Origin of the sequence: Acidovorax sp. Root217 (assembly GCF_001428645.1) — a bacterium.
Classification (GTDB): domain Bacteria; phylum Pseudomonadota; class Gammaproteobacteria; order Burkholderiales; family Burkholderiaceae_C; genus Acidovorax.
In genome coordinates, this window is sequence record NZ_LMIH01000015.1 from 44,718 (window position 1) to 65,181 (window position 20,464).

Below are 20,464 nucleotides of genomic sequence, written 5' to 3' on the forward strand. Positions count from 1 at the left end.
AAGCCGGCTCTTTCGAGCCGGTTTTTTTTCGTCCCGGCTTCCACTTTCGGGCATGCAGGAGGTCTGCTTGCGGGCAAAAAATGCCTGCAAAACGTCCTCAAAAATCCCTCTTGAAACTGTTTTGGCCGCCTCTATTTTTGCAATCGAACCGGAGGGGGCGGGTCTCCGACCGGTGTCATTCAACCCAACGGAGGACACACCATGTATGTATCGTTGTTGAGTCAACCGGGCAGCCTGTTCGGTCAATTCGAGCGGCTTCGCCGCGAACTGGATGATGTTTTCGGTGCCACGGGGCTGCCCAGCAGCATCCGCTCGGTCAATGCGGGCACGCTGCCAGCGATCAATGTGGGGCGCACCCCCACGAGCGTGGAGGTGTATGCCTTCGCGCCGGGGCTGGACGCCTCGAAGATCGACGTGAGCCTGGACCGGGGCGTGCTGCGCATTGCCGGTGAGCGCGCGTCCGCCATCCCCGCCGCCGACCGCAAGGTGCAGGTGTATGCCAGCGAGCGCAGCGTGGGTTCGTTCACCCGCACGGTGTCTTTGCCGGACGACGTGGACCCGGCCCAGGTGCATGCCAGCTACCGCGACGGCGTGCTGCAGGTCAGCATTGCGCGGCGCGAGTCGGCCCAGCCCAAGCGCATCACCGTGCAATGACCCGCATCGCATCCCAAGGAGAACCCATCATGAGCGAACAAAAACAAATGGCCACCACCTCTTCGGCTGCGTCCGCCTCGGCTGCGGCCGACCGAGACCCGCAGCGCGCACTGCTCCCTGCCGTGGACGTGTTCGAGGACAGCGGCGGCATCACGCTGCTGGCCGACATGCCCGGCGTGCCCAAGGAGCAGCTGGAGCTGAAGGTGGAAGGCGAATCGCTGTTGATCGAAGGCAGCGTGCGGCCCCATGCCGCCGACGGCCTGGAGGCCATCTACGCAGAGGTACGGGTGCCCCGCTACCGCCGCAGCTTTACGCTCAGCCGCGAGCTGGACACGGCGCGCATCGAGGCCAGCCTGAAAGACGGAGTGCTGAGCCTGCGCATTCCCAAGCAGGCCCATGCGCAACCGCGCCGGATCGTCGTGGTGGCTGGTTGAGCGCGCGGCTGATGCGGGTTGCAATGAGATCTTTGTGCAGAAAGGCGGAAACATGAACCCCATTGCAGAACAAGCCGGCCCAGGGGCTGACCAGGCCAGCGCTTCGCTCTGGCAGGTGTGGAACGGCCTTGCCAGCCGGGCCAGACGCGCCCTCGCGCGCCTGTGGCCAGCGCGCACCCCAACCGGACGGCGCACGCCGCCAGCGCCGCTCAGCACAGTGCCGCGACTGAGGGGTTGGGCCTTCACGGCAGCCCACGTTTTCGACGGCCCCAGCAAGGTGGTCGTGCGCGTCGAGGCCCCCGGCATGCGCCGTGAGGACCTGCGTATCGAGCTCAATGGCCATGTGCTCACCGTGTGGGGCGAAAAGCGCGCCCACCAGCCCGGCGCGGTGGGCCGCTGGCACATCGCCCGGTATGCGTATGGACCCTTGCGCCGCGACCTGCCGCTTGCAACGGCGGTGGATGCCTGCAACAGCAAGGCCATCTACCGCGATGGGGTGCTGCGCATCGAGCTGCCCAAGTCCGAGGCGGTGCGGGGCCGGGCCATTGCGTTGCACCTGGCCTGAGGCCTGCCTGCGCCGCCCTTGCGGCACAACGAATCGCCCGGCTTCGTCCGGGCGATTTTCATGGCGCCGCCGCTCACGGGTGTGGTGCAGGCTTGCGCTTTTTCAGTGCAGATGGCGCCCGTCTGCGCGGGCGCCGGCTCGCTCGGGCGAGCCCAAGCCCGCTGCAAGGAGTGTGGACGTGCGCTGCACCCGCCGCAGCGCCTCGCGCGCGAGGAGGTAGGCGTCGGTCTGCAGCTGCGACAGGTAGCGCATTGATGAGCCGCTGCGCCGGCCCGCACCACGGGTGGCACGGTCTGTTCCCGAAGAGGGAGATGGGGAATGCGAATTCATGGTCAAACTCCTTTCTTGGAAGGTGAGCCGATTGCTCGTGGCGGGGGGTGGCGCGAGGCCGGTGAAATGATAGGAAATCGCCGCCGGAAATTCAAGACCGGGCGCTGAACAGCGAGGTATCCACCTGCGCGATGGAGCGAAAGGCCGGCCGGGCAAACAGATAGCCCTGCATGAGGTGGATGCCTGCATCGCGCAGAAAATCGCGCTCAGCGGGCGTCTCGATGCCTTCGGCAACCACCTCTATGTCCATGTCCTTGCACAGGGACACCAGGCTGCGCACGATGGCCTGGCGCGCACGGTTGGCGTCCACGTTGCGGATCAGGTCCATGTCGATCTTGATGATGTCGGGCTGGAAGTCGGACAGCAGCTTCATGCCTGCATACCCCGCGCCGAAGTCGTCGATGGCGGTCTTGAACCCGCAGCGCTTGTACTCGCGCAAGATGGAGGCGAACCAGGGCCCGTCCTGCACGCGCTCGCCTTCGGTCACCTCGAAGATGATCTGGTCGAGCGGAAAGTGGTGGGTGCGGGCGGCCTCCAGCGTCGTGCGAATGCACACCTCGGGTTTGTAGATGGCGTTGGGCAAAAAGTTGATGGAGACCGGCTCGCGTATGCCCAGCTCGCTCGCCCCCTTGATGGCCTTGACACGGCAGGCTTGGTCGAAGCGGTAGCGGTTGCCGTCGTTGACCTGGGACAGCACGGTCATGGCGCCCTCGCCTGCGGGCCCGCGCACCAGGGCTTCGTGCGCGAACACCGTGCGCCGCTCCAGATCCACGATGGGCTGGTAGGCGTAGTCGAACTGAAACCCCAGCTTCTCCCCTTTGCCGCAGTCTTCACAGTCCTGCCGCGAGCCTTCCAGCGGGATGAAGTCGGTGGGGAAACGAGGATTGACGGTGGGTAGGGACAGCATCACTACAGTTTAAAGGCCTAGAAAGGATGGCGCTGCTTCGGGTTTTTGCCATGGTAGCCACCAGCCGGGCAGCGCGACCGCTGCTGCGCAAACGCGCGGATCAGACCACTCCACCGACGAGGCCATGGTCGAGCGCCTCCTGCGCAGTGAGGTACCAGTCTTTCTCCAGCACCTTCTTTTCCACATCCTGGACGGTCAGGGAACAGCCATGCACCAGCTGCGCAAAGCCTTCGGTCTGCAGCCGCTGGCCCGACTCGATCTCGGCCAGCACATCGTTGATCTTGGCGCGGCAACTGCGCAAGGCGCCATCCAGCGTGATCTGCTTGGTCATCTTGCGCTCATGGATGAGCAGCTCGCAATCGCGCGTCAGGAACCGGTGGCTGCGGGGGATGGCAGACATGATGGTGATGCCGGCGGAGAACACGTAGGTCTTGCCCAGGAAGAATATCTCGGTGCCCGCTTTCTGCCACAGGCGCAGTTCTTCGGCGATGCGGCGGCCCGACTCGGCATCGCCGCCGGAGGTGCTCAGCTCGAACACGATGGGGGCGCCGGCCCTCGCTTCGGATTGCTGCCGAAAGAACTCGGACAGCATGGCTTCGTTGACGTTGCCAAACAGGCGGATATCGGGTGCGAGCGAGGGTAGCGATTTCATATGGGTAAAGGGATGGGAGGGCCAGAACAGGCAACCACCGAGCGTAAAGCCACGCCGCAGCTGGGCTGTAGGACGCACTCCCAATCTGGCACGCAAGCCAGACGCCGCAGCCTACGCGCGCCCGATTGCTGCTGCTCCTACGCCCGCTGCGAGGCTGCGCCTACAGTGCCCGCACGCGCGCCGCCCAATGATCAAGGCCCCACTACCTACGGAGCCCACGATGCCCACCACCACCCCAGCCCGCCGCGAAAAAGATGCCTGCGACCTGCTCGATGCAGACCATAAGGCCGTCAAGAAGATGTTCAAGGAGTTCGAGGAGCTCATGGAATCGAAGGCCCGCGCTGCCAAACAAAAGCGCCTGGACCTGGCCATGCACATCTGCAAGGAATTGACCGTGCACGCCCAGATCGAGGAAGAGATTTTCTACCCCGCAGTGCGCGCCGCCATCAAGGAAACCGACCTGCTGGCCGAAGCCGAGGTGGAACACCAGACCGCCAAGGACCTGATCGCGCAGATCGAGGCAGCCACCGAGGTCGACGAACAGTTCGATGCCAAGGTCATCGTACTGGGCGAGTACATCGACCACCACGTGAAGGAAGAGCGCAACGAGATGTTCCCCAAGGCCCGTGCCGCCAAGAAGCTCGACCTGGTGGCCATGCGCGATGCGCTGGAAGCGCGCAAGGCCGAGCTGATGGAGGCGGAGCTCGCGCCCGCCTGATCGTTGCCTGAGGGGCCTTCGGGCCCCTTGATCGGGGCAGGCGGCGCCCCGCCTCGCGCCGCCTGCCTCGGCTGCTCAGCCACCCCTTCACCGGAGTCCGTGGATGCGCCTGATACTGACCTATCCGGAAGATGCCAAAAACCAGGAAATGGCCGATGCCTCCCTCGCAGCGGCGCGCAGGGTGTGCGACGAGGCGCAAGAGCATCCCTACATGGCGTGGCGCGACCACTCCATGGTGAACTCCGGGCTGCTTATCCCAGGATGGGCATTCTCGGACACGGAGATCCGCGCGGCGCAGGTCTGGGCCGATGCGCTGGATGCCGCAGAGGAGTACCTGACCGTACCCGAGTACTGCAGCGTGGAAATCGAAGTCGAATTCGAGCCCGGGGATGCGGTGCCCGGTGACCTGCCCGGTCCCGACCGCCGGTTGCTGCGCGAGTGCTGGTACTGGCGCATGCGCACTACTGCAACAAAACGGGCGTAAGCGCTGTTGTCTGCAGCCGGGCCACGGCGGACCGAAGCCCCCGCTCCCCCATCCATTTGCGTACACCATGATCACCGCTTTGTACGTTGGCGGCCCTCTCGATGGCCAGACCCGGCAGTTGCCCGACTGCCCGGCAGCCACACCCCACGGCATTGGGCCAGGCGGCGCAGGCGCCTATCGGTTGATTGGCCGGTATGTCGAGGGGCGGATCGTGAGCGTCTTCGTGCATGCGCAGTGGCCGCTCTCGCGGGAAGACACCTTGCGGGAATTGCCACGGCGCTTTCGGCAGCATTTCGTTCCGTTGGAATTCCCGAAACTCACCGAGTGATCGCCGGGCTCAGGCGCCCGCGGCTGCAGCGTCAGCGTTGGCGCACGCGCCGCTTTCTGCCACCGATCCATTGCACAACGGCAACGCGCGCAGCAAACAGCCCCCCGACCACGGCGACCAGGGCGATGCGCGTGACCAGCGGCAGGTCTTCACCATCGCCGCCCCGCCGCGCAGCGCCCCCGGCCGGGTCGCCAGGCCACCTCACAGGCTGGGGTGGCACTTCAGGCACGGGGTCCTCGCTCTTCACCGGGGTTTCGGGTGCCTGGGTCTTGGGCGCACCGCGGTGCGAACCGTATTCGGTGGCATACACCTTGGTGAACTCGGCGCCCAGCAGAAAGATCTGCGCCGCGTAGTACACCCAGATCAGGATGATGGCGATGGAGCCAGCCGCAGCATAGGTGGAGCTGATGCCGGCCTTGCCCACATACAGCCCGATCAGCACCTTGCCCAGCTCGAACAGCGCCGCCGTCACGGCGGCGCCCACCCACACGTCGCTCCAGGCAATGCGCGTGGAGGGCATGAGCTTGAAGATCATGGCGAACAGCAAGGTCTCCACCACCACCGAAAGCGCCATGTTGAGCACCTGCAGCACGATCTCCCAGCCCGGCAGCAGCGCCGAGAACCAGGTGCCCAGCGCCGCCACCGCCGCGCTCACAGCCAGCGATGCCATGAGCAGGAAGGCCAGCCCCAGGATCAGCCCGAACGACAGGAAGCGCGCCCGCAGCAGGCCCCACAGGCCACTGGGCTTGGCCTTCTCGGGCACATGCCAGATGCGGTCGAGCGCGCTCTGGATCTCGGCGAACACCGTGGTCGCACCAATCACCAGAAAGACGATGCTGATGCCGCTGGCGACCAGGCCCTCGGTCGGCTCCCGCGCGCTGCTGACCAGGCCCTGGATGGCGGCCGCGCCATCGCTGCCCACCAGGCCCGATATCTGGCCCTGCAGCGCACCGCGCACGGCCTCCTCGCCAAACACGTAGCCCGCAATGGCGATCACGATGACCAGCAGCGGCGCGATGGAGAAGGCCGTGTAGTACGAGATGGCGGCCCCCATGCTGGGGGCGTAGTCGTCCACCCAGGCCATGGCGGTCTTTTTGGAGATGTCGAACAGGGTGGAGAAGTTCATGGCGGGCAGGTGCTGAGTCTGGGCCATTTGTACATGCGGACAAGACCCCTGCGTGTAGGCCGGGGCGCCTGGCGCAACCCCAGAGCCTGTTCGGCCTGCGAGGACGGATGCGCGCCAGCCCCCACCCGGCGAAGAACCTGTATGCGCCCTCGCAGGGTTCGTGCAGCAGCCTTGCAGGGCGCGGAAGAAAAGCTTGTGCTCCTACATACGCCACCGGAGCGCCGGCATAGATTGGACCCTTTGCCCTCAAGGAAAACCACCATGACAACCGTATCCGAAGTGATGACCCGTGGCGTGCGCAGCCTGGCGCCTACCGACAGCGTGCTGCTGGCAGCCCAGGCCATGCAAGAGCTCAACGTGGGAGCCATCCCCGTCTGTGAAGGCGACAGGCTGGTGGGCATGGTGACCGACCGCGACATCGTGCTGCGCTCGGTGGCGCAGGACCGCAATGCCGGGACCACGCAGCTCAAGGACGTGATGAGCACCGACGTGCAATCGACCCGCGAGGGCGAATCGATCGATGACGCGCTGCAGCAGATGTCGCGCACACAGATCCGCCGCCTGCCGGTGCTGGACGGCGACCAGCGCCTGGTGGGCATTCTGTCGCTGGGCGACGTGGCGGTGAAGGAACGCGGTGAGGCGCTGGACGTGGCCGCGTCCCTGTCCGACATTTCAGCACCGGCCCAGCCGGACCGCTCGGGCCAGTCTTAGTCCACCTGCCGCACCCCGCGGCACGCCGGGAAGGTGGAGCAGCCCCAGAATGAGTTCCCCGCGTTGTTGCCGGTGCGCGCGATGCGGCGAACCATTCCGCAGCCGCACTTGGGGCAGCCTGGCTGGGCGCTCGCAGGGGCATCGGCCGGGGCGACTGCGGCGGCCTGCCCCGATGGCACGGATGGGGGTGCCGGCGGTTCGTGGTGCACCCCGCCATGGACAGCGATGACCGCCGCCACCGCCGACCGGGATTGCTGCGCCTGCTGGAGCATGGCCAGCAGGCGCGGCCCGTCTACCAGTTGCAGGTTGCGCCCCTGGGTGAAGAGCCTCGCGTCGTTGGTGAAGCGCCCCGATGTCACCACGAAGCCGCCCGTGGCGCCCCGCGCGGCCATCACGCCGTAGAGTTCGCGCACCGTCTCCACGCCCACCTTGAAGGCCTTCCAGTGCTTGCACTGCACGAAGAACTTCTCACCGCCCCGGGTCAGCACCAGGTCCACCCCGCCGTCGGGCCCACCACCGCCCGTCTCGGTCACCTGAAAACCCTGCAGCCGGTAGGCCTCGCCCACCAGCATCTCGAACTCGGGCCAGGACATGCCGTCGATGGTGCTGGCTGCGGGGGCCTGCGCCACCTCGTCCACCAGGGCCCGGCGCAGCCGGCGCCGCCAGCCAGACAGAGCCGCCCCTGCCAGGCAGACCATGGGCGCCACGTACTGGCCCACCATGGCCAGGCCGCCGAGCAGCGCGCCCTGCACCATCGCTCCGATCTGGCCGGGCTTGACCGGCGCCGGCTGGCTGAACGACGCGGCCAGTGGGCTGAGCACAAGGTAGAACACCACCGCCAGCCCCACGCCAGCCCACCAGGGCAACAGGGCGACGAGGTCCATCATGTCCTCCAGGGGGCTGGTTTTCTTGCGCCGTGCTGCCATGGTGGTTCCCTCCCGTTTGTTGGGTGTTGCTCGCATTATTCGAAACAGGGGGTGCTTGGCTAGTTTTGAATTGCACGGCTCTGGCGACACGTTCTGCACCACTATTTCACTTGACGCCCCGAGCGCGCCCCCAGACCATCGCGCACTTGCAGCCCCCCGCCCCGAGCCACCGCCCGCAGCGGCTGCACCACCGGGAGCGCAACCAACATGCCTGCAGCCACCTTCAAGGCCCCCTACTTTCCCATCATCTATGTGCGTGGCTACGCCATGACGCAGGGCGAGATCGACCAGACCACGGCCGACCCGTTCTGCGGGTTCAACGCAGGGTCGACCGTGCACCGGGCCGTGCCCGACAGGCGCAGCAAGCCGCGCAAGCACGTGTTCGAGTCGCCGCTGGTGCGGCTGGCGTCGGACCACGGCTACACCGACGTGTACGAGGACGGCTACGACATCGTGGACCCCGAGTGGGAAACCACGGCCGACGGCAAGCCCACGGGCAATGTGCTGACGGGGCAGAGCATCATCATCTTTCGCTACTACGACAGCGCCTCGACCCTGCTGGGCGACGGCAACACGCCAGGCATCGAGGACTTTGCGAAGGAGCTGAGCCGGCTTTTGGCCCGAGTGCGCGACCTGGTCTGCGCCAATGCCGCGAACGCGGTGGCGCCTGCGGACTTTCGCTGCTACCTGGTGGCGCACTCCATGGGCGGGCTGGTGTGCCGCGCCATGCTGCAGAACCCGGCGCTGGACCCTGAAGGCATGCGGCCCCAGGTGGACAAGTTCTTCACCTACGCCACGCCGCACAACGGCATCGATGTGGCGGGCATCAACGCGCCGGCCTGGCTCTCTGCCATGGACATCAGCAACTTCAACCGCGGCAAGCGCATGGTGCAGTACCTGGACCTGGCGTCCGCGTATTCCACGCACCAGCGCGTGGACCTGCTGCCCGAAGCGCTGTTTCCGTCGCGCCGCGTCTTCTGCATGGTGGGCACCAACCGGCTGGACTACGAGACGGCGGCGGGTCTGTCGCGCACCTTCGTGGGCAACGGCAGCGACGGGCTGGTGCGCATCGAGAACGCCACGCTGCACGGCCTGAACGCCGACGACAGCGTGGGCGAGCCCTGCGCCAAGGCGTTTGCCTACCGCGCGCACTCGGGCTTCTACGGCATCGTGAACAGCGAAGAGGCGTTTCAGAACCTGGCGCGCTTTCTGTTTGGCGACGTGCGGGTGGACCTGTGGGCGGACATCGACGAGATCCGCCTGCCCACGCCCGTGCAGGCCCAGGTGGACGCAGGCCACAAGGTCAACGCGCTCTACCAGATGGAGCTGCGCGCCTCGCCGCGCGGCAAGCTGTGGTACCTGACCCGGCGCACGGCCGAGGAGGACTCGGTGGCCTGCATGGCCCACGCCAATTGGCAGAGCGACAACCACCACTACCTGTCCAGCGTGTTCCTCGCCAACAGCGCACGCGTGAACCCGCGCCGCCGCTCGCTGGCCTACGGGCTGGAGTTCGGCGTGCGCGCGCCCGACTACGAGATCGAGAAGCGCCTGTGGATCAACGAGCACTACGAGGGCGGCTACCTGTTTCGCAACGCGCTGATCCTGGAGATGGAGCCCCCGCCCAACGACGCCACGCCCTGGAAGGTGAAGTATTCCTGGCAGGGCACGGGCATGGTGCAGGCACAGACGGTGCTCGATGTGCAGCCGCTGGGCGACGGCCGCGTGGAAGTGGTGATCCCGTTCGACAGCTACACGGTGGACGGCCGGGGCACGCAAAAGCCGGCACACCCCGGCGTGCGCGGGCAATTGCGGTTCGTGATATCGGCGTGGAACTCGTAAGCCACCGCAACCCTGCGTGGCAATAAACATGGCGGCGTTTTGGACGGCCCGTGGTAGAAGTTCAGGCAGATCACTACCTTTCCCGGAACCGGCCGGTTCTGTCAGCGCCGTCTTACAGCGCGGCCCACGACAAGCGGTTATTTTGGGGACGTGGCATGCGTCTTCGGGGGCGGAGACTTGGCCACCCTACCTGGAGGCTCACATGAAGTGCCCCCCTACCCTGCAGAGCGAGGAGGCGCGGCTGCAGGCCTTGGCAGACCATGGCCTTGAAGGCGAGCAAGCGCTGCCCAGCCTGGACCCGGTGGTGCGCATTGCAGCGCGCATGTTCGGCATGCCCGTGTCGGCCGTGAACATGGTCGGCAGCGACCACGTGTTTTTTGCTGCCAGTGTTGGCGTCGGCGAACTCGACATGGGCCGCGACGTCTCCTTCTGCGCCCATGCCATTGCGCAAGGCGGGGTGATGGTGGTGCCCGACACGCTGCAGGACGAGCGCTTTCACGACAACCCCCTGGTCACCGGGCCATCCAACGTGCGCTTTTATGCCGGCGTGCCCCTGCTCTCGCCCGAAGGCCACGCCATGGGCGCGCTGTGCGTGCTCGATGACCGCCCGCACGACGATTTCGGCCCGGAAGACCAAGAGCGCCTGCGCGAGCTGGCGCGCATGGCCTCTGACCGGCTGGAGCTGCACCGCATCGAGACCTCGTCCGAGCGCACGCGGCCCTCGTTCGACGAGTACGCGGGCAACTCCACCACGCCGGTGGTCTGGTTCGACGAGCAGCGGCGCGTGGTGGCGATCAACACCGCCGCCGCCGCGCTGCACGGCTACCACCCGGCCGAATGCGTGGGCCAGCCGCTGGATCTGCTGCTGGCCGAGCAGGAGCATGCCACCCTGCGCGAAGGGATTGCGCGCGCGGTAGCGGCGGCCTCGATGCAGGACCTGCAGATCCCCACCGAAGTGTGCGGGCGGCGCAAGGACTTTACGCATTTCATGCTGGGGATTGCGCTGTTCATCTGGCGCCACAACGGGCGCCTGCGCTTCGAGGCGGTGCTCAAGGACCTCACGGCGCAGCGGCGCGAAGAGGACGACCTGCGCCGCCAGGCCAGCAGCGACCCGCTGACCGGCCTGGCCAACCGCGCCTGCTTTTACCGCCGCGTGCAGGAGGCTCTGCTCAGCCCTTTGCCGGATGCCGCTGCCGCCGTGCTGATGCTGGACCTTGACGGTTTCAGGGATGTGAACGACACGCTGGGTCACGCCGTGGGCGATGGCATCCTGCGGGAGGTGGCGCAGCGGCTGGCCCGGCTGGCAGGCCACGCGCTGTTCGAGGCCCACCAGAGCCGGGGGCCCATCGCTGCGCGGCTGGGAGGTGACGAATTCGCCCTGCTGTTGCCCGGCGTGGGCGATGCCGATGCCGCCAACCAGTTTGCCCAGCGTGCCGTCAGCGCCATCCACCAGCCCATTGCCATCGGCGGGCATGAGGTGCGCGTGGGCGCCAGTTGCGGGGTTTCCGTCGCGCCCCTGCAGGCCCACGAGGCGCTGGAGCTGGTGGGCAATGCCGATCTGGCCTTGTCGCAGGCCAAGACCGAGGGGCGCGGGCGCAGCTCCGTCTTTGTGCCTGCCCTGCGCATGGCGGCGGTGGCCCGGCGCCTGTATGGCATGGAGCTGAACCGCGCGGTGGACAAGGGCGAGCTGGTGCTGTTCTACCAGCCCCAGGTGCACCTGGAAGATGGCTCGCTCTCGGGTGCCGAAGCGCTGATTCGCTGGCAGCACCCGCAGCGTGGCCTGCTGGCGCCGGCCGCCTTTCTGCCCGCGCTGGAGGGTGGCCCCCTTGCCGCCATCGTGGGCTCATGGATCCTGGACGAGGCCTGCGCGCAGGCGGCCTACTGGCGGCGCAACGGCGCGCCCACCCTGCGCATGGGCGTGAACCTGTTTGGCGTGCAGTTCCGCGTGGGCGACCTGGCCACCGAGGTCATGGCCACCCTGGCGCGCCATGGCCTGCCACCCGATGCGCTGGAGCTGGAGATCACCGAGAACATCGTGCTCGACCACGACGACGTGGTGCCCGGCATGCTGCGCCGCCTGCGCGACCAGGGCGTGGGCATCGCCTTCGACGACTTCGGCACCGGCTATGCGTCGCTGAGCCTGCTCACCAGCTACCCGCTCACGCGCATCAAGATAGACCGCAGCTTCGTGCAGGGCATGCTGGGCTCGCGGCGCGAAGCCTCAGTGGTGCGCGCCATCCTGGACATGGCGCGCAGCTTCGACCTCAAGACCATTGCCGAAGGCGTGGAGACCGAGGCCCAACGCGAGCGCCTGCACAGCGAGCGATGCGGCGAGGCCCAGGGCTATCTCTTCGCCCGGCCCATGTCCGCGCAGCAGTTCAGCGAAGCCTATGGTCTGGGGGCGTTGCGCAAGGCATCCGCGTAACCCCTTCAATGCATCCGCGCGCCCCCCGCGCCGCCTTCGCAGAATTACCTATTGTTTCAAAGGATAATGAGACACATTCTCATTTGTTGCCCTATACTTCATCCATACCGCAGAGACAGCACCCAGTCCACCAACCAACCGATTCCTGCACACCATGTCGACACTTGCCATGCCTCGCCCCGTCCTTCGACTGCAGCGCCCCGCGGCGCCACGCGCGTCGGCAGTTGCCGATGATGCTCTGGCGCAGGCGCCGGCCGAGTCGACTGCCGCAGGTTTTCTGCGCAGCATCAACAGCGCCACCATGCTGGGCACGGCCAAGGTCGTGAACATCCTGCACAACGGTTCGGTCTACCAGCTCAAGACCACCAAGCTCGGAAAGCTGATTCTGACGAAATAGGTTTCATCGTGGGGAGACTCCCGGGACCTCGGTCTCGAAGGGTCTTTTTTTGCTAGCCACCCGTAACCCGGCAGCCATGCTTTTTTTCCCCGCGATCATCATCAACCCCCGCATCCACTGCTGACCTGGCAGGCCGCAGCTGTACCAGCTGTCCGCTGACCAGAGAAGGTGCCGTCGCCACCCCCTTTCTGGCGAACACCGGTGCCACGCTGCGTGCCTGCACGCGCTGCGCGTGGCACGCTTTCTTTTCACCCTTTTGCCGCTTTGCCGTCGCGTTCAAGCTCGCATGAAGCATGGCGTTACATAGCGGCGCATCGGCGGCCATTCAGGGCTGCCTTGCATCGCCGTGGAGGCGTGGCAGAGCACGATTTGCAAGCATCTGCAACACACGCTGCGCATGGCCTGCTGCAGGCTTTTACGGTGGGTGACAACACGCCTCGTAGTCGCGCCCCGCTGGTGGTCTGCGCGCTCACACGCAACCACCCGTAACAGCGGTCACGAAGCCCATTTATCGCTGTTGTCTTACACGCGGAACTCGGACACTTTGCTGAAATCTACCCATCGGCCATTGAGGCTGATTCGGGGGTCATTGAGGCCCCTGCCCAGGATTGTTTTTACCCAACAGGAGTAGTGCCATGAAGTTCCATCACCTGCCTCCCCGCGCGCGTGCCGTTGCCGCGTTTGTGGTGACCGTCGTGCTGGCCTTCCTGGCGGCGGCAACCGTCCTGATGCCCGACATCACGGTGCAGTCGGTGGACTCCATGGTCCGCCTGCCCGGCGGTGTGGAGCAGATCCTCACGCAAGGATTCCCCGAGTAAGTTTGCGCGCACCGTGCGGACGGGAGCCCTGCGAGTGCCCTGGTCTTCCCGGCGATTTGCTGATCCCCTGCCTGCGCATTCGCCGCAGGCTTTCCCTCCCCCCTTTGTGTCCAACAGCCTTCGTGATGGGCCTTTCTGGCCCTATCGCGCGTCCGGCACGCGCAAATAACCCCCAAATAGGGCGCCAACGCAACGCCGGTGCGGAGCCTGCTGGCAAAAAGAGGAGCACGAGAGTACCATCTGGCGCGCACACCGGACTTTCCGGCGCTGCACACCCGTAGGAGGAATACCGTGAACCCACGTTTCCTGACCCCTGATGGCAAGAGCCCTGCCGTTCTGGTTGCCGCCCTGGCGGTCTCCCTGTCGGCCCTGCTGGCAGGCTGCTCCAGCCCCCGCGAAGGCTCTCTCGACGAATTTGCCCGCTGGCACGACAAGGCCAAGGCGCAAGCCCAGGCCGGCGCGCTGATGTGGAGCGAGTTCTACAAGCAGAGCTTCGACCGGCTGACCGCCCTGCCCCCCTCCATGCAGCAGGACACGCGGCTGGAGAACACCGTGCTGCTGCTCTCCACCGCGCGCAAATACGAGTCCAGCGAAATCACCGCCCTGCAGTTCAACACAGAACGCGAGCACATCGAAACGCAGCTCGAAGCGCGCCTGCGCTGAGCTTGCCCTGTCAGGCCCCGGCCCCGCGAGGATGAAGCGCGGCGGCCAATGGCATCTCATCAGAACACGGTGCGAAGAGCCACACCATCATGCCGTGCCGCCTCGATCCCGAGGGCTTCCTTCATCCCTTGCGAGCTTTGTGCATGCTCATTGTCGGCGCACCGGCCGGTGATGCCACCGCCAGCAGCGCCAGAAAGGCCGCGACACCCAGCCCGGCAGACACCCACAGCGCACCGGCCCCCAGCCGGTCCAGGCACAGGCCGAACAGCCATGGGGACGCCGCCTGCGCGATGCGCGCCGGCACCATGAGCACCCCCTGCCGGTGCCCATAGCCCGCCGGGCCGAACAGCACCAGCGGCAGCGTGCCCTTGGCAATCGTCAGGATGCCGTTGCCTGCGCCATGGAACAGCGCGAACACCACTGCCACCGGTGCGCCGGCCACGGCCAGCAGCCCGGCGCCCAGCGGGTGCATGAGCGCTGCCAGGCGCGCGGACAGCAGCGGGTGCACATGGCGCAGCAGGCCGAACTCCAGCAGGCGCCCCGCCACCTGCGCCGGCCCCACCAGTGCACCCACGGCCACGGCGGTGGCCAGCGTGGCGCCGCCCTCCTGCAGCAGGCGCGGCAGGTGCGCCGCCATGGCAGTGCTGGTGAACCAGGTGGCGGCAAAGACAAAGGCCAGCAACACCGTGGCGCGCCGGGCGTGGGCAGGCGCCGCATCGGCAACAGGCGCTGCGACGCCGGCTGCCGTGCCCACGGGGGCTGCCTCGGCCACCGCCCTGCGCGGCGTCCATGCATTGAGGGGTAGCCCCACCACCAGGTGCAGTGCAGCCCATGCCCAGCAGGCACCGCGCCAGCCCCATTGCGACTCCATCCACATCGACAGCGGCCAGCCTACCGTGCTGGCAAAGCCGGCGATCAAGGTGATGCCGGTGATCGAGTTGCGCGCATTCTTGCCGTGCAGGTGTACCAGTGCGGCAAACGCGGCCTCGTACAGCCCGCTGCCCATGCCGATGCCGAGCAGCACCCAGGCGGCAAACAGGCTCCACGGGCCCTGGGCCATGGCCAGAGCGACCAGCCCGAGCGCAAACACGCCACTCGTGGCCATCAGCACCGGCCGGCCACCCCAGCGGTCGATGCTGCGGCCCGCATACGGCCCCAGGAGCGCAGAGACGACGAGTGCGCAGGAGAAGGCCGCAAACACCATGGCCACCGACACCCCAAGCTCCCGTGCCATGGGCAAGGCCAGGATGGCCGGCAGGTAGTAGGTCGAGGCCCAGGCCAGGGTCTGGGCCGTGCCCAAGCGGGCGACGGTGGTTGCTGATTGAAGGCGTTGCAATGGATTTCCTCTTTCTTATGCCACGGCCAAGATGGACATCAGCCGCAGCATGGCGCCCTGGCAGGCGCCACCTGCGGCAAGGGTGCGCCCTTGGTCGCTGCGAGCGCCACCGCCGAGCTACAGCCACACCCCGCGCTGCCTTGGGCCTTCTGCGCCTCATCCAGCGCGCAGCAGGCCGATGTGTCCTGCACTGCGGGGCCACCGCAGCAACCCGAGGCAGCCGAAACCTGCCCCGTTGGCGGTTCGGCAAGGTCCACCGAGCACACGCCCGTCTGCGGCAGGTCGAGCTGTACCTGGTTGGCCGCCACCCAGTCGCCGGCAATGGCGGCCACCACCGAGCGCGCCTGCTCATAGCCCGTGGCCATCAGGAAGTTGGGCGCACGCCCGTAGCTCTTGGCGCCAATGGCATAGAAGCCGGGCTCCGGGTGGGCCAGTTCCTTGTGGCCGTGGGGCCGCACGGTGCCGCAGCTGTGCAGGTTGGGGTCGATCAGGTCGGCCAGCGCCTCGGTGCTCTCGATCCAGGGATCCAGGCGCGTGCGCAGTTCGCGCGCCAGCGACAGATCAGGGCGCGAGCCCGCGGCCACGATGATCTCGTCGACGCCCTCCACGGGGGCCAGGACCGGGTCGATGGCGCGCACGGTCATGCGGTCCGCGAGCAGCTCGACGGCCTGCACGCCAAAGCCCAGGTGCAGGACGATGCGCTGCTGTTCGACCAGATCTCGCAGCCGGGTGCCCAGGGCGCCGCGCGCCGGCAGCCCGTCCGCACTGCCGCCGCCGAAGACCTTGCGCAGGTCCTTGCCCCGCACCGCCCAGTGCACACGGGTGCCAGGATCTTCCTGTGCCAATGCGGCCAGCGCCAGCAGGTTGCCGGCAGCGGAATGGCCCGCACCCACCACCATCACCGAGCGACCTGCATACCGCCCACGGGCAGCCCCGAGGATGTCCGGCATGCCATAGGCAATGTGCGGCCCGGCAGCGCGCTCGCCCAGGGCCGCAAAGCCATGGATGCCCATGGGATTGGGCTGGCCCCAGGTGCCCGACGCGTCGATCACGGCATGGGCCCGGATCTCTTTTACCCCCTCGGCAGCCTGCACCACCAGCACGAAGTCCGCATGTTCCCGTCCGGCCGTCTTGACCTTGTCGAAGCCCGCGCGCGAAATGCCCAGCACCTGATAGCCGAAATGGATGTGCGGCGCAAGCGCCCTGTGCGCCGCCAGCGGCCCCAGATAGCGCTCCACCAATTCGCCGGCCGTGGGCAGGCCATCGAGATCGGGCATGGCCCAGCCGGTGCTTTCCAGCAGCGCACGCGCCGCCGTGTCCACGTTGTAGCGCCAGGGCGAGAACAGGCGCACATGGCCATACGACTGCAGATGGTCGGCGACGCCGGCTCCAGCCTCGAAGACCTCCACCGCAAGGCCGCGCCCGACGAGGTGGGCGGCGGCGGCCAGCCCGATGGGGCCGGCACCGATCACGGCCACCGTGAATGAAGAGCGGGATATGGAATCAGCCATGGAAATCTTCTTCGTATTTCGTAGATTAACGAACACTCATGACAAAAAGAAGAGGCCTCGGCCTCCTCAAAGGGACTGGACCAGTTGCTTGAGCTCGGCGAGCCGCGCAGGGTTGATGCAGTAGCAGGTGCGCTGTTCCTCGGCGGAGCCCAGGATCAACCCCGCCTCCTTGAGCACCTTCACGTGCTGTGAAGTGGTGGACGGCGCCAAGCCCACCACATCGGCCAGGCTGCCGAAGTAGCACTGGCCATAGCTCGACAGGTGGCGCAGCAGCTGGATGCGGGCCGGGTGGGCCAGCGCCTTCAGCAGCATGGCCAGCTCGGCCGTGCGGTCATCATCGAGCAGGACCAGGACGTCCACTTCTTCACCAGGGCAGCAGGACATGGGCGGCTCTTCTCATTCGTATTTTTACGAATGATCGATCTTTGGATCAACCATGTCAAGGGTGCTGAACAGGCAAAGCCGAAACGACCAGTCTGGACAGTTCGGCAATGCCCACCGGCGCACGGGTCAGCCAGGGAATGGTGAAGGTGCGCTGGGCCAGGCCGTCGGCCATGCGTGCCATCTGCCTGCGCTCGCCATCGAGTCGGGCCGCAAGCAGAGGGTCGCGCGTGCCCGCCGCCAGAACGCTCTTGTTGAGCACCCATGCATAGGGCTCGATGCCGGCGCGCCGAAGGTCCTCCTGCAGCGCTGCGGCCTGCGACACCGGCGTGACCTCGGGCAGGGCCACCAGGATGATCCTGGTGTATGCCGCGTCCTGCAGCCGCATCAAGGGCGTGACGAGCCGGCCCGCGCCATGCCCTTCGAACTCGCGCACCATCTGGCGGTGGTAGGCGCCCGTGGCATCCATCAGCAGCAGGGAATGCCCGGTGGGCGCGGTGTCCAGCACGACGAAGGCGCTGCGCGCCTCGCTGACGATGCGCGAGAAGGCGTGGAAGACAGCGACCTCTTCGGTGCACGGCGAGCGCAGGTCTTCCAGCAGCAGCGCCTGTTCCTGGGCGTCCAGACCGGGTGATTTGGCGGCCATGATCTTGTCCACGTAGCGCTGCGTCTCGACCTTGGGGTCGATCCGGTCGACGCGCAGGCCCGGCACCTGGCCATCGAGCGTGCCCTGCAGGTGGGCGGCCGGATCGGTGGTGCTCAGGTGCACGGTCTTGCCGCGCTGCACCAGCCCCAGCGCCAGGGCGGCGGCCACGGTGGTCTTGCCCACGCCGCCCTTGCCCATCACCATGATCAGCCCGTGGCCGGCAGCGGCCAGTTCATCGGCCAGGGCGGACAGACCCGGCAGGGGGGCGGTGCGCTCGATGGCCGGCGCCGGGCGGGGCGCAGCGTGGTGCACTTCCGTAGACAGCAGCGCCCGCAAGGCGGGAAGGCCGACCGTGTCGAAGCTGCGCAGCGGTACCTGGTCCTGGGGCAAGGCGCGCAAGGCGTCGGGCATTTCGGCCAGGGCCTGCTGCCCCAGGCTCTCGATGGCGGCGGCCACCCCGTCCGTGCGCTCGCTGGCGTGGAACACGCCGTTGACCACGAGCCGCTGGTTGTTCAGCCCCAGCGCATGCAGTTCCTCGCAGGTGCGCGCCGCCTCGGCGATGGCGCCCTTGTCCGGCCGGGCCACCAGAACCACCGTGGTCCTGGCGGGGTCGCTCAGGGCGTCGAGGGCCGCCTTGAAGCGGGCCTCCTGCATCTTCAGGCCCGAGTGCGGGCCCAGGCACGAGGCCCCGCGGTCATTGCCGTCCAGAAAGCCACTCCATGCCTTGGGCAGGCTCAGAAGCCGCAGGGTGTGCCCCGTCGGTGCGGTGTCGAATACGATGTGCTCGAACGCCCCGCCCTCGCCCGACAGCAGGGAGGCGAACTCGTCGAACGAAGCGATCTCGGTGGTGCAGGCGCCCGACAGCTGCTCGCGCACCGTCGCGCGCTCGGCATCGCTGGCGCCAGTGCCCATCTGCACCAGCACGCGCTGGCGGTAGGACTCTGCCGCCGTGTCGGGGTCGATGTTCAGCACCGACAACCGCGGCGCGCCGGGCACCGGCGTGGGGATGTTGCGCAGCGCGATGCCGAGCATTTCGTCCAGGTTCGACGCGGCATCGGTGCTGACCAGCAACACCTTCTTGCCACCATCGGCCAGCGCCAGCGCAGCGGCCGTGGACAGCGATGTCTTTCCAACCCCACCCTTGCCGGTAAAGAACAGGTGCCGGGTGGGATGGCTCAAAAACCCCATGGGCTTCAGCCAGGCCTGCACCTGCTGGTGCGATGGAACCCCGCCGCTGTGCACCACCAGGCCGTCGATCATGACGGCGGGGGTGGCCATGACACCGGCGCGCCGGATTTCTGCCATGTCCTGTATGTGAAGGATCTCCACCTCGACCCCCGCATCCCGTGCGGCCCGTTCAATGGTGCCGACCGTGCTGTGGCATTTGCTGCAGCCCGGTCCCAGAACTTTGATTTGCATGGGTGCGGCCTTGGTGGAGTGTGCTGATAAAGGGATGGGAGCGCGTGGGCAGTGGCGGCCAAGCATCTACGGGGCGACATGGCACCGCCATTGGGCTCCGCCCGCTAGGCAAGGGGGCTGATCTGGGTCAACTCCCGTGTGAACGCCTGGAGGGAGGATAGGCCCATGGGTGCCTTGCCTCTGTGCGCCAGCGAACCTAGGTGGCCTGGTGCACCAGGAGAACGGAGGCTGCACCTGGACCGCCATGGGGAGCACGTCATCCGCGCGGCGAGGGGAGCAAGGCGGGCCAGGGAGACCGTCTTCACGCCCTGCAGCACCCCGGCAGAAACATCGACTTCAACTGGCCCCAGTAGCCCGCACGCGCCGGATAGAGCGCGCTGGCAGCAAACAGGCCCACCCTCGCCGGGTCGTTGCCTGCGGGCGTGTAGCGGAAGGTGCCGAAGACCTGGTCCCACAACACGAAGGCGCTGCCGAAGTTGGAGTCACCCTCGCTGCTTTCGGTGGAGTGGTGCCAGCGATGTACTTCATTGGTACTGAACACGTAGTTGGCCCAGCCGCTGCGCAGATCGAGGTTGGCGTGCTGCAGCATGAGCACCGGTTGGGAGATGGCGAGGTAGCACAGGATCGCCTCGGCCGAAAAGCCCAGCAGCAGGGCCGGCAGCATCGACAGTGCGAAGTTGAGGGAGTGGTTGAGCGGATGGAAGCGCAGGTTGTTGAGCGCGTACAGGCGCTCGCTGCCGTGGTGCATCGCGTGCAGCCACCACAGCGGCGCCAGCCTGTGGTGCAGCCGGTGCGCCCAGTACTTGCCGAACTCGATGAAGAGCGCTGCCAGAAGGACCTGTAGTGCAAAGGGCAGGCTTTGCAACCACGCCGAGCTGCCTGTATTGCCGGGCCCGCCGTGCCCGTAGACCGCGAGCAGCGCCAGCGTGCCCAGCAGCTTGAGCAGCGGCTCCACCACGGCGACCAGGGTGGCTGCGCTGGCCCAGTCGGTGGCGCGGTCTCCGTTCGGCTGGTTCCAGCGGGTCCGGTAGGGGAAATAGCGCTCCAGCACGCTGGCCAGCAGCAGCGTCAAAACCGAGGCGAGCAGCACCACCGGCTCCAGCGGGCCCCCGGCAGCGCGGACGGCGGCGAACGCACCGAGACTGGCCACAGCGACCAGAACCAGGAGATGGCGGGACAAGAAGACGGGCATGG

General features: G+C 67.0%; 23 protein-coding genes. 12 read left to right on the plus strand and 11 right to left on the minus strand.

From position 1 onward, the window contains the following. Positions 1-198, minus strand: a 198-nt coding sequence (locus ASE31_RS32665; RefSeq protein ID WP_235514574.1) for a hypothetical protein, incomplete at its 3' end; no start/stop codon positions are given. A 3-nt stretch (positions 199-201) separates the two neighbouring features. Between ASE31_RS32665 and ASE31_RS16500 the strand changes: the two genes are divergently transcribed. Genes ASE31_RS16500 through ASE31_RS16510 form a run of 3 tightly spaced genes read left to right on the plus strand, consistent with a single transcriptional unit; the run spans position 202 to position 1,653 of the window. Then, on the plus strand, positions 202-654 hold the full coding sequence (locus ASE31_RS16500; RefSeq protein ID WP_057202913.1) for an Hsp20/alpha crystallin family protein: 453 nt from the start codon (positions 202-204) through the stop codon (positions 652-654). 29 nt (positions 655-683) lie between these two features. Continuing rightward, positions 684-1,088 (plus strand): Hsp20/alpha crystallin family protein, encoded by a 405-nt coding sequence (locus ASE31_RS16505; protein ID WP_082604207.1) that lies wholly within the window; start codon positions 684-686, stop codon positions 1,086-1,088. A gap of 52 nt (positions 1,089-1,140) precedes the next feature. Continuing rightward, positions 1,141-1,653, plus strand: a complete 513-nt coding sequence (locus tag ASE31_RS16510) for an Hsp20/alpha crystallin family protein (RefSeq protein WP_057202915.1) — start codon at positions 1,141-1,143, stop codon at positions 1,651-1,653. A 102-nt stretch (positions 1,654-1,755) separates the two neighbouring features. On the opposite strand, the gene ASE31_RS31710 is transcribed toward ASE31_RS16510, so the two are convergent. From ASE31_RS31710 to ASE31_RS16520, 3 genes are all read right to left on the minus strand, one after another. After that, positions 1,756-1,983 (minus strand): hypothetical protein, encoded by a 228-nt coding sequence (locus ASE31_RS31710; protein ID WP_157412530.1) that lies wholly within the window; start codon positions 1,981-1,983, stop codon positions 1,756-1,758. Between the two features lie 91 nt (positions 1,984-2,074). Further along, complete coding sequence (locus ASE31_RS16515; RefSeq protein WP_057202916.1) at positions 2,075-2,890, minus strand: EAL domain-containing protein; 816 nt, start codon at positions 2,888-2,890, stop codon at positions 2,075-2,077. A 100-nt stretch (positions 2,891-2,990) separates the two neighbouring features. Further along, positions 2,991-3,542 carry an ATP-dependent Clp protease proteolytic subunit gene (locus tag ASE31_RS16520; protein ID WP_057202917.1) on the minus strand — a complete coding sequence of 184 codons (552 nt, stop codon included), beginning with the start codon at positions 3,540-3,542 and terminating at the stop codon, positions 2,991-2,993. A gap of 220 nt (positions 3,543-3,762) precedes the next feature. On the opposite strand from ASE31_RS16520, the gene ASE31_RS16525 reads away from it, so the two are divergent. The 3 genes from ASE31_RS16525 (at position 3,763) to ASE31_RS16535 (ending at position 5,072) form a co-directional block, all read left to right on the plus strand. Continuing rightward, on the plus strand, positions 3,763-4,260 hold the full coding sequence (locus ASE31_RS16525; RefSeq protein WP_057202918.1) for a hemerythrin domain-containing protein: 498 nt from the start codon (positions 3,763-3,765) through the stop codon (positions 4,258-4,260). A gap of 103 nt (positions 4,261-4,363) precedes the next feature. Beyond that, a complete protein-coding gene (locus ASE31_RS16530) occupies positions 4,364-4,744 on the plus strand; it encodes a hypothetical protein (protein WP_057202919.1) in 381 nt (126 codons plus the stop codon). A 67-nt stretch (positions 4,745-4,811) separates the two neighbouring features. Beyond that, a complete protein-coding gene (locus tag ASE31_RS16535; protein WP_057202920.1) occupies positions 4,812-5,072 on the plus strand; it encodes a hypothetical protein in 261 nt (86 codons plus the stop codon). A gap of 31 nt (positions 5,073-5,103) precedes the next feature. On the opposite strand, the gene ASE31_RS16540 is transcribed toward ASE31_RS16535, so the two are convergent. Further along, positions 5,104-6,198, minus strand: coding sequence for a YihY/virulence factor BrkB family protein (locus tag ASE31_RS16540; RefSeq protein WP_082604199.1), 1,095 nt, complete (start codon positions 6,196-6,198; stop codon positions 5,104-5,106). Between the two features lie 261 nt (positions 6,199-6,459). Between ASE31_RS16540 and ASE31_RS16545 the strand changes: the two genes are divergently transcribed. Beyond that, on the plus strand, positions 6,460-6,909 hold the full coding sequence (locus ASE31_RS16545) for a CBS domain-containing protein (protein ID WP_057202922.1): 450 nt from the start codon (positions 6,460-6,462) through the stop codon (positions 6,907-6,909). On the opposite strand, the gene ASE31_RS16550 is transcribed toward ASE31_RS16545, so the two are convergent. Beyond that, a complete protein-coding gene (locus tag ASE31_RS16550) occupies positions 6,906-7,835 on the minus strand; it encodes a restriction endonuclease (protein WP_057202923.1) in 930 nt (309 codons plus the stop codon). The genes ASE31_RS16545 and ASE31_RS16550 overlap by 4 nt on opposite strands. Before the next feature lie 207 nt (positions 7,836-8,042). Between ASE31_RS16550 and ASE31_RS16555 the strand changes: the two genes are divergently transcribed. From ASE31_RS16555 to ASE31_RS16575, 5 genes are all read left to right on the plus strand, one after another. Beyond that, positions 8,043-9,674: a triacylglycerol lipase gene (locus ASE31_RS16555; protein ID WP_057202924.1), complete on the plus strand. Its 1,632-nt coding sequence runs from the start codon at positions 8,043-8,045 to the stop codon at positions 9,672-9,674. A gap of 202 nt (positions 9,675-9,876) precedes the next feature. After that, positions 9,877-12,099: a bifunctional diguanylate cyclase/phosphodiesterase gene (locus ASE31_RS16560; protein WP_057202925.1), complete on the plus strand. Its 2,223-nt coding sequence runs from the start codon at positions 9,877-9,879 to the stop codon at positions 12,097-12,099. Between the two features lie 154 nt (positions 12,100-12,253). Next, a complete protein-coding gene (gene hemP, locus ASE31_RS16565; RefSeq protein WP_082604200.1) occupies positions 12,254-12,496 on the plus strand; it encodes a hemin uptake protein HemP in 243 nt (80 codons plus the stop codon). Positions 12,497-13,131: 635 nt separating this feature from the next. After that, positions 13,132-13,314 carry a hypothetical protein gene (locus tag ASE31_RS16570; protein WP_057202927.1) on the plus strand — a complete coding sequence of 61 codons (183 nt, stop codon included), beginning with the start codon at positions 13,132-13,134 and terminating at the stop codon, positions 13,312-13,314. A 291-nt stretch (positions 13,315-13,605) separates the two neighbouring features. After that, positions 13,606-13,977, plus strand: a complete 372-nt coding sequence (locus tag ASE31_RS16575) for a hypothetical protein (protein ID WP_082604201.1) — start codon at positions 13,606-13,608, stop codon at positions 13,975-13,977. A gap of 121 nt (positions 13,978-14,098) precedes the next feature. Here ASE31_RS16575 and ASE31_RS16580 read toward each other — a convergent pair whose 3' ends face one another. From ASE31_RS16580 to ASE31_RS16600, 5 genes are all read right to left on the minus strand, one after another. Beyond that, a complete protein-coding gene (locus ASE31_RS16580; protein WP_057202928.1) occupies positions 14,099-15,313 on the minus strand; it encodes an MFS transporter in 1,215 nt (404 codons plus the stop codon). Between the two features lie 38 nt (positions 15,314-15,351). Next, positions 15,352-16,824: an NAD(P)-binding domain-containing protein gene (locus tag ASE31_RS16585; protein WP_057202929.1), complete on the minus strand. Its 1,473-nt coding sequence runs from the start codon at positions 16,822-16,824 to the stop codon at positions 15,352-15,354. 66 nt (positions 16,825-16,890) lie between these two features. Continuing rightward, complete coding sequence (locus tag ASE31_RS16590) at positions 16,891-17,208, minus strand: helix-turn-helix transcriptional regulator (RefSeq protein WP_057202930.1); 318 nt, start codon at positions 17,206-17,208, stop codon at positions 16,891-16,893. A 55-nt stretch (positions 17,209-17,263) separates the two neighbouring features. Then, a complete protein-coding gene (gene arsA / locus ASE31_RS16595; protein WP_082604202.1) occupies positions 17,264-19,270 on the minus strand; it encodes an arsenical pump-driving ATPase in 2,007 nt (668 codons plus the stop codon). 301 nt (positions 19,271-19,571) lie between these two features. Beyond that, positions 19,572-20,462 (minus strand): sterol desaturase family protein, encoded by an 891-nt coding sequence (locus ASE31_RS16600; RefSeq protein WP_057202931.1) that lies wholly within the window; start codon positions 20,460-20,462, stop codon positions 19,572-19,574. Positions 20,463-20,464: the final 2 nt, after the last annotated feature.

Bases quoted from the DNA above. Each gene is read 5' to 3' on its own strand.
- ASE31_RS16555 (WP_057202924.1), top strand. From the start codon at position 8,043: ATGCCTGCAGCCACCTTCAAGGCCCCCTACTTTCCCATCATCTATGTG.
- ASE31_RS16545 (WP_057202922.1), top strand. From the start codon at position 6,460: ATGACAACCGTATCCGAAGTGATGACCCGTGGCGTGCGCAGCCTGGCG.
- ASE31_RS16560 (WP_057202925.1), top strand. From the start codon at position 9,877: ATGAAGTGCCCCCCTACCCTGCAGAGCGAGGAGGCGCGGCTGCAGGCC.
- ASE31_RS16540 (WP_082604199.1), bottom strand. From the start codon at position 6,198: ATGAACTTCTCCACCCTGTTCGACATCTCCAAAAAGACCGCCATGGCC.
- ASE31_RS16500 (WP_057202913.1), top strand. From the start codon at position 202: ATGTATGTATCGTTGTTGAGTCAACCGGGCAGCCTGTTCGGTCAATTC.
- ASE31_RS16550 (WP_057202923.1), bottom strand. From the start codon at position 7,835: ATGGCAGCACGGCGCAAGAAAACCAGCCCCCTGGAGGACATGATGGAC.
- ASE31_RS16535 (WP_057202920.1), top strand. From the start codon at position 4,812: ATGATCACCGCTTTGTACGTTGGCGGCCCTCTCGATGGCCAGACCCGG.
- ASE31_RS16570 (WP_057202927.1), top strand. From the start codon at position 13,132: ATGAAGTTCCATCACCTGCCTCCCCGCGCGCGTGCCGTTGCCGCGTTT.
- ASE31_RS16515 (WP_057202916.1), bottom strand. From the start codon at position 2,890: ATGCTGTCCCTACCCACCGTCAATCCTCGTTTCCCCACCGACTTCATC.
- ASE31_RS16510 (WP_057202915.1), top strand. From the start codon at position 1,141: ATGAACCCCATTGCAGAACAAGCCGGCCCAGGGGCTGACCAGGCCAGC.
- ASE31_RS16600 (WP_057202931.1), bottom strand. From the start codon at position 20,462: ATGCCCGTCTTCTTGTCCCGCCATCTCCTGGTTCTGGTCGCTGTGGCC.
- ASE31_RS16585 (WP_057202929.1), bottom strand. From the start codon at position 16,824: ATGGCTGATTCCATATCCCGCTCTTCATTCACGGTGGCCGTGATCGGT.
- ASE31_RS31710 (WP_157412530.1), bottom strand. From the start codon at position 1,983: ATGAATTCGCATTCCCCATCTCCCTCTTCGGGAACAGACCGTGCCACC.
- ASE31_RS16525 (WP_057202918.1), top strand. From the start codon at position 3,763: ATGCCCACCACCACCCCAGCCCGCCGCGAAAAAGATGCCTGCGACCTG.
- arsA (WP_082604202.1), bottom strand. From the start codon at position 19,270: ATGCAAATCAAAGTTCTGGGACCGGGCTGCAGCAAATGCCACAGCACG.
- ASE31_RS16530 (WP_057202919.1), top strand. From the start codon at position 4,364: ATGCGCCTGATACTGACCTATCCGGAAGATGCCAAAAACCAGGAAATG.
- ASE31_RS16505 (WP_082604207.1), top strand. From the start codon at position 684: ATGAGCGAACAAAAACAAATGGCCACCACCTCTTCGGCTGCGTCCGCC.
- ASE31_RS16590 (WP_057202930.1), bottom strand. From the start codon at position 17,208: ATGTCCTGCTGCCCTGGTGAAGAAGTGGACGTCCTGGTCCTGCTCGAT.
- ASE31_RS16520 (WP_057202917.1), bottom strand. From the start codon at position 3,542: ATGAAATCGCTACCCTCGCTCGCACCCGATATCCGCCTGTTTGGCAAC.
- hemP (WP_082604200.1), top strand. From the start codon at position 12,254: ATGTCGACACTTGCCATGCCTCGCCCCGTCCTTCGACTGCAGCGCCCC.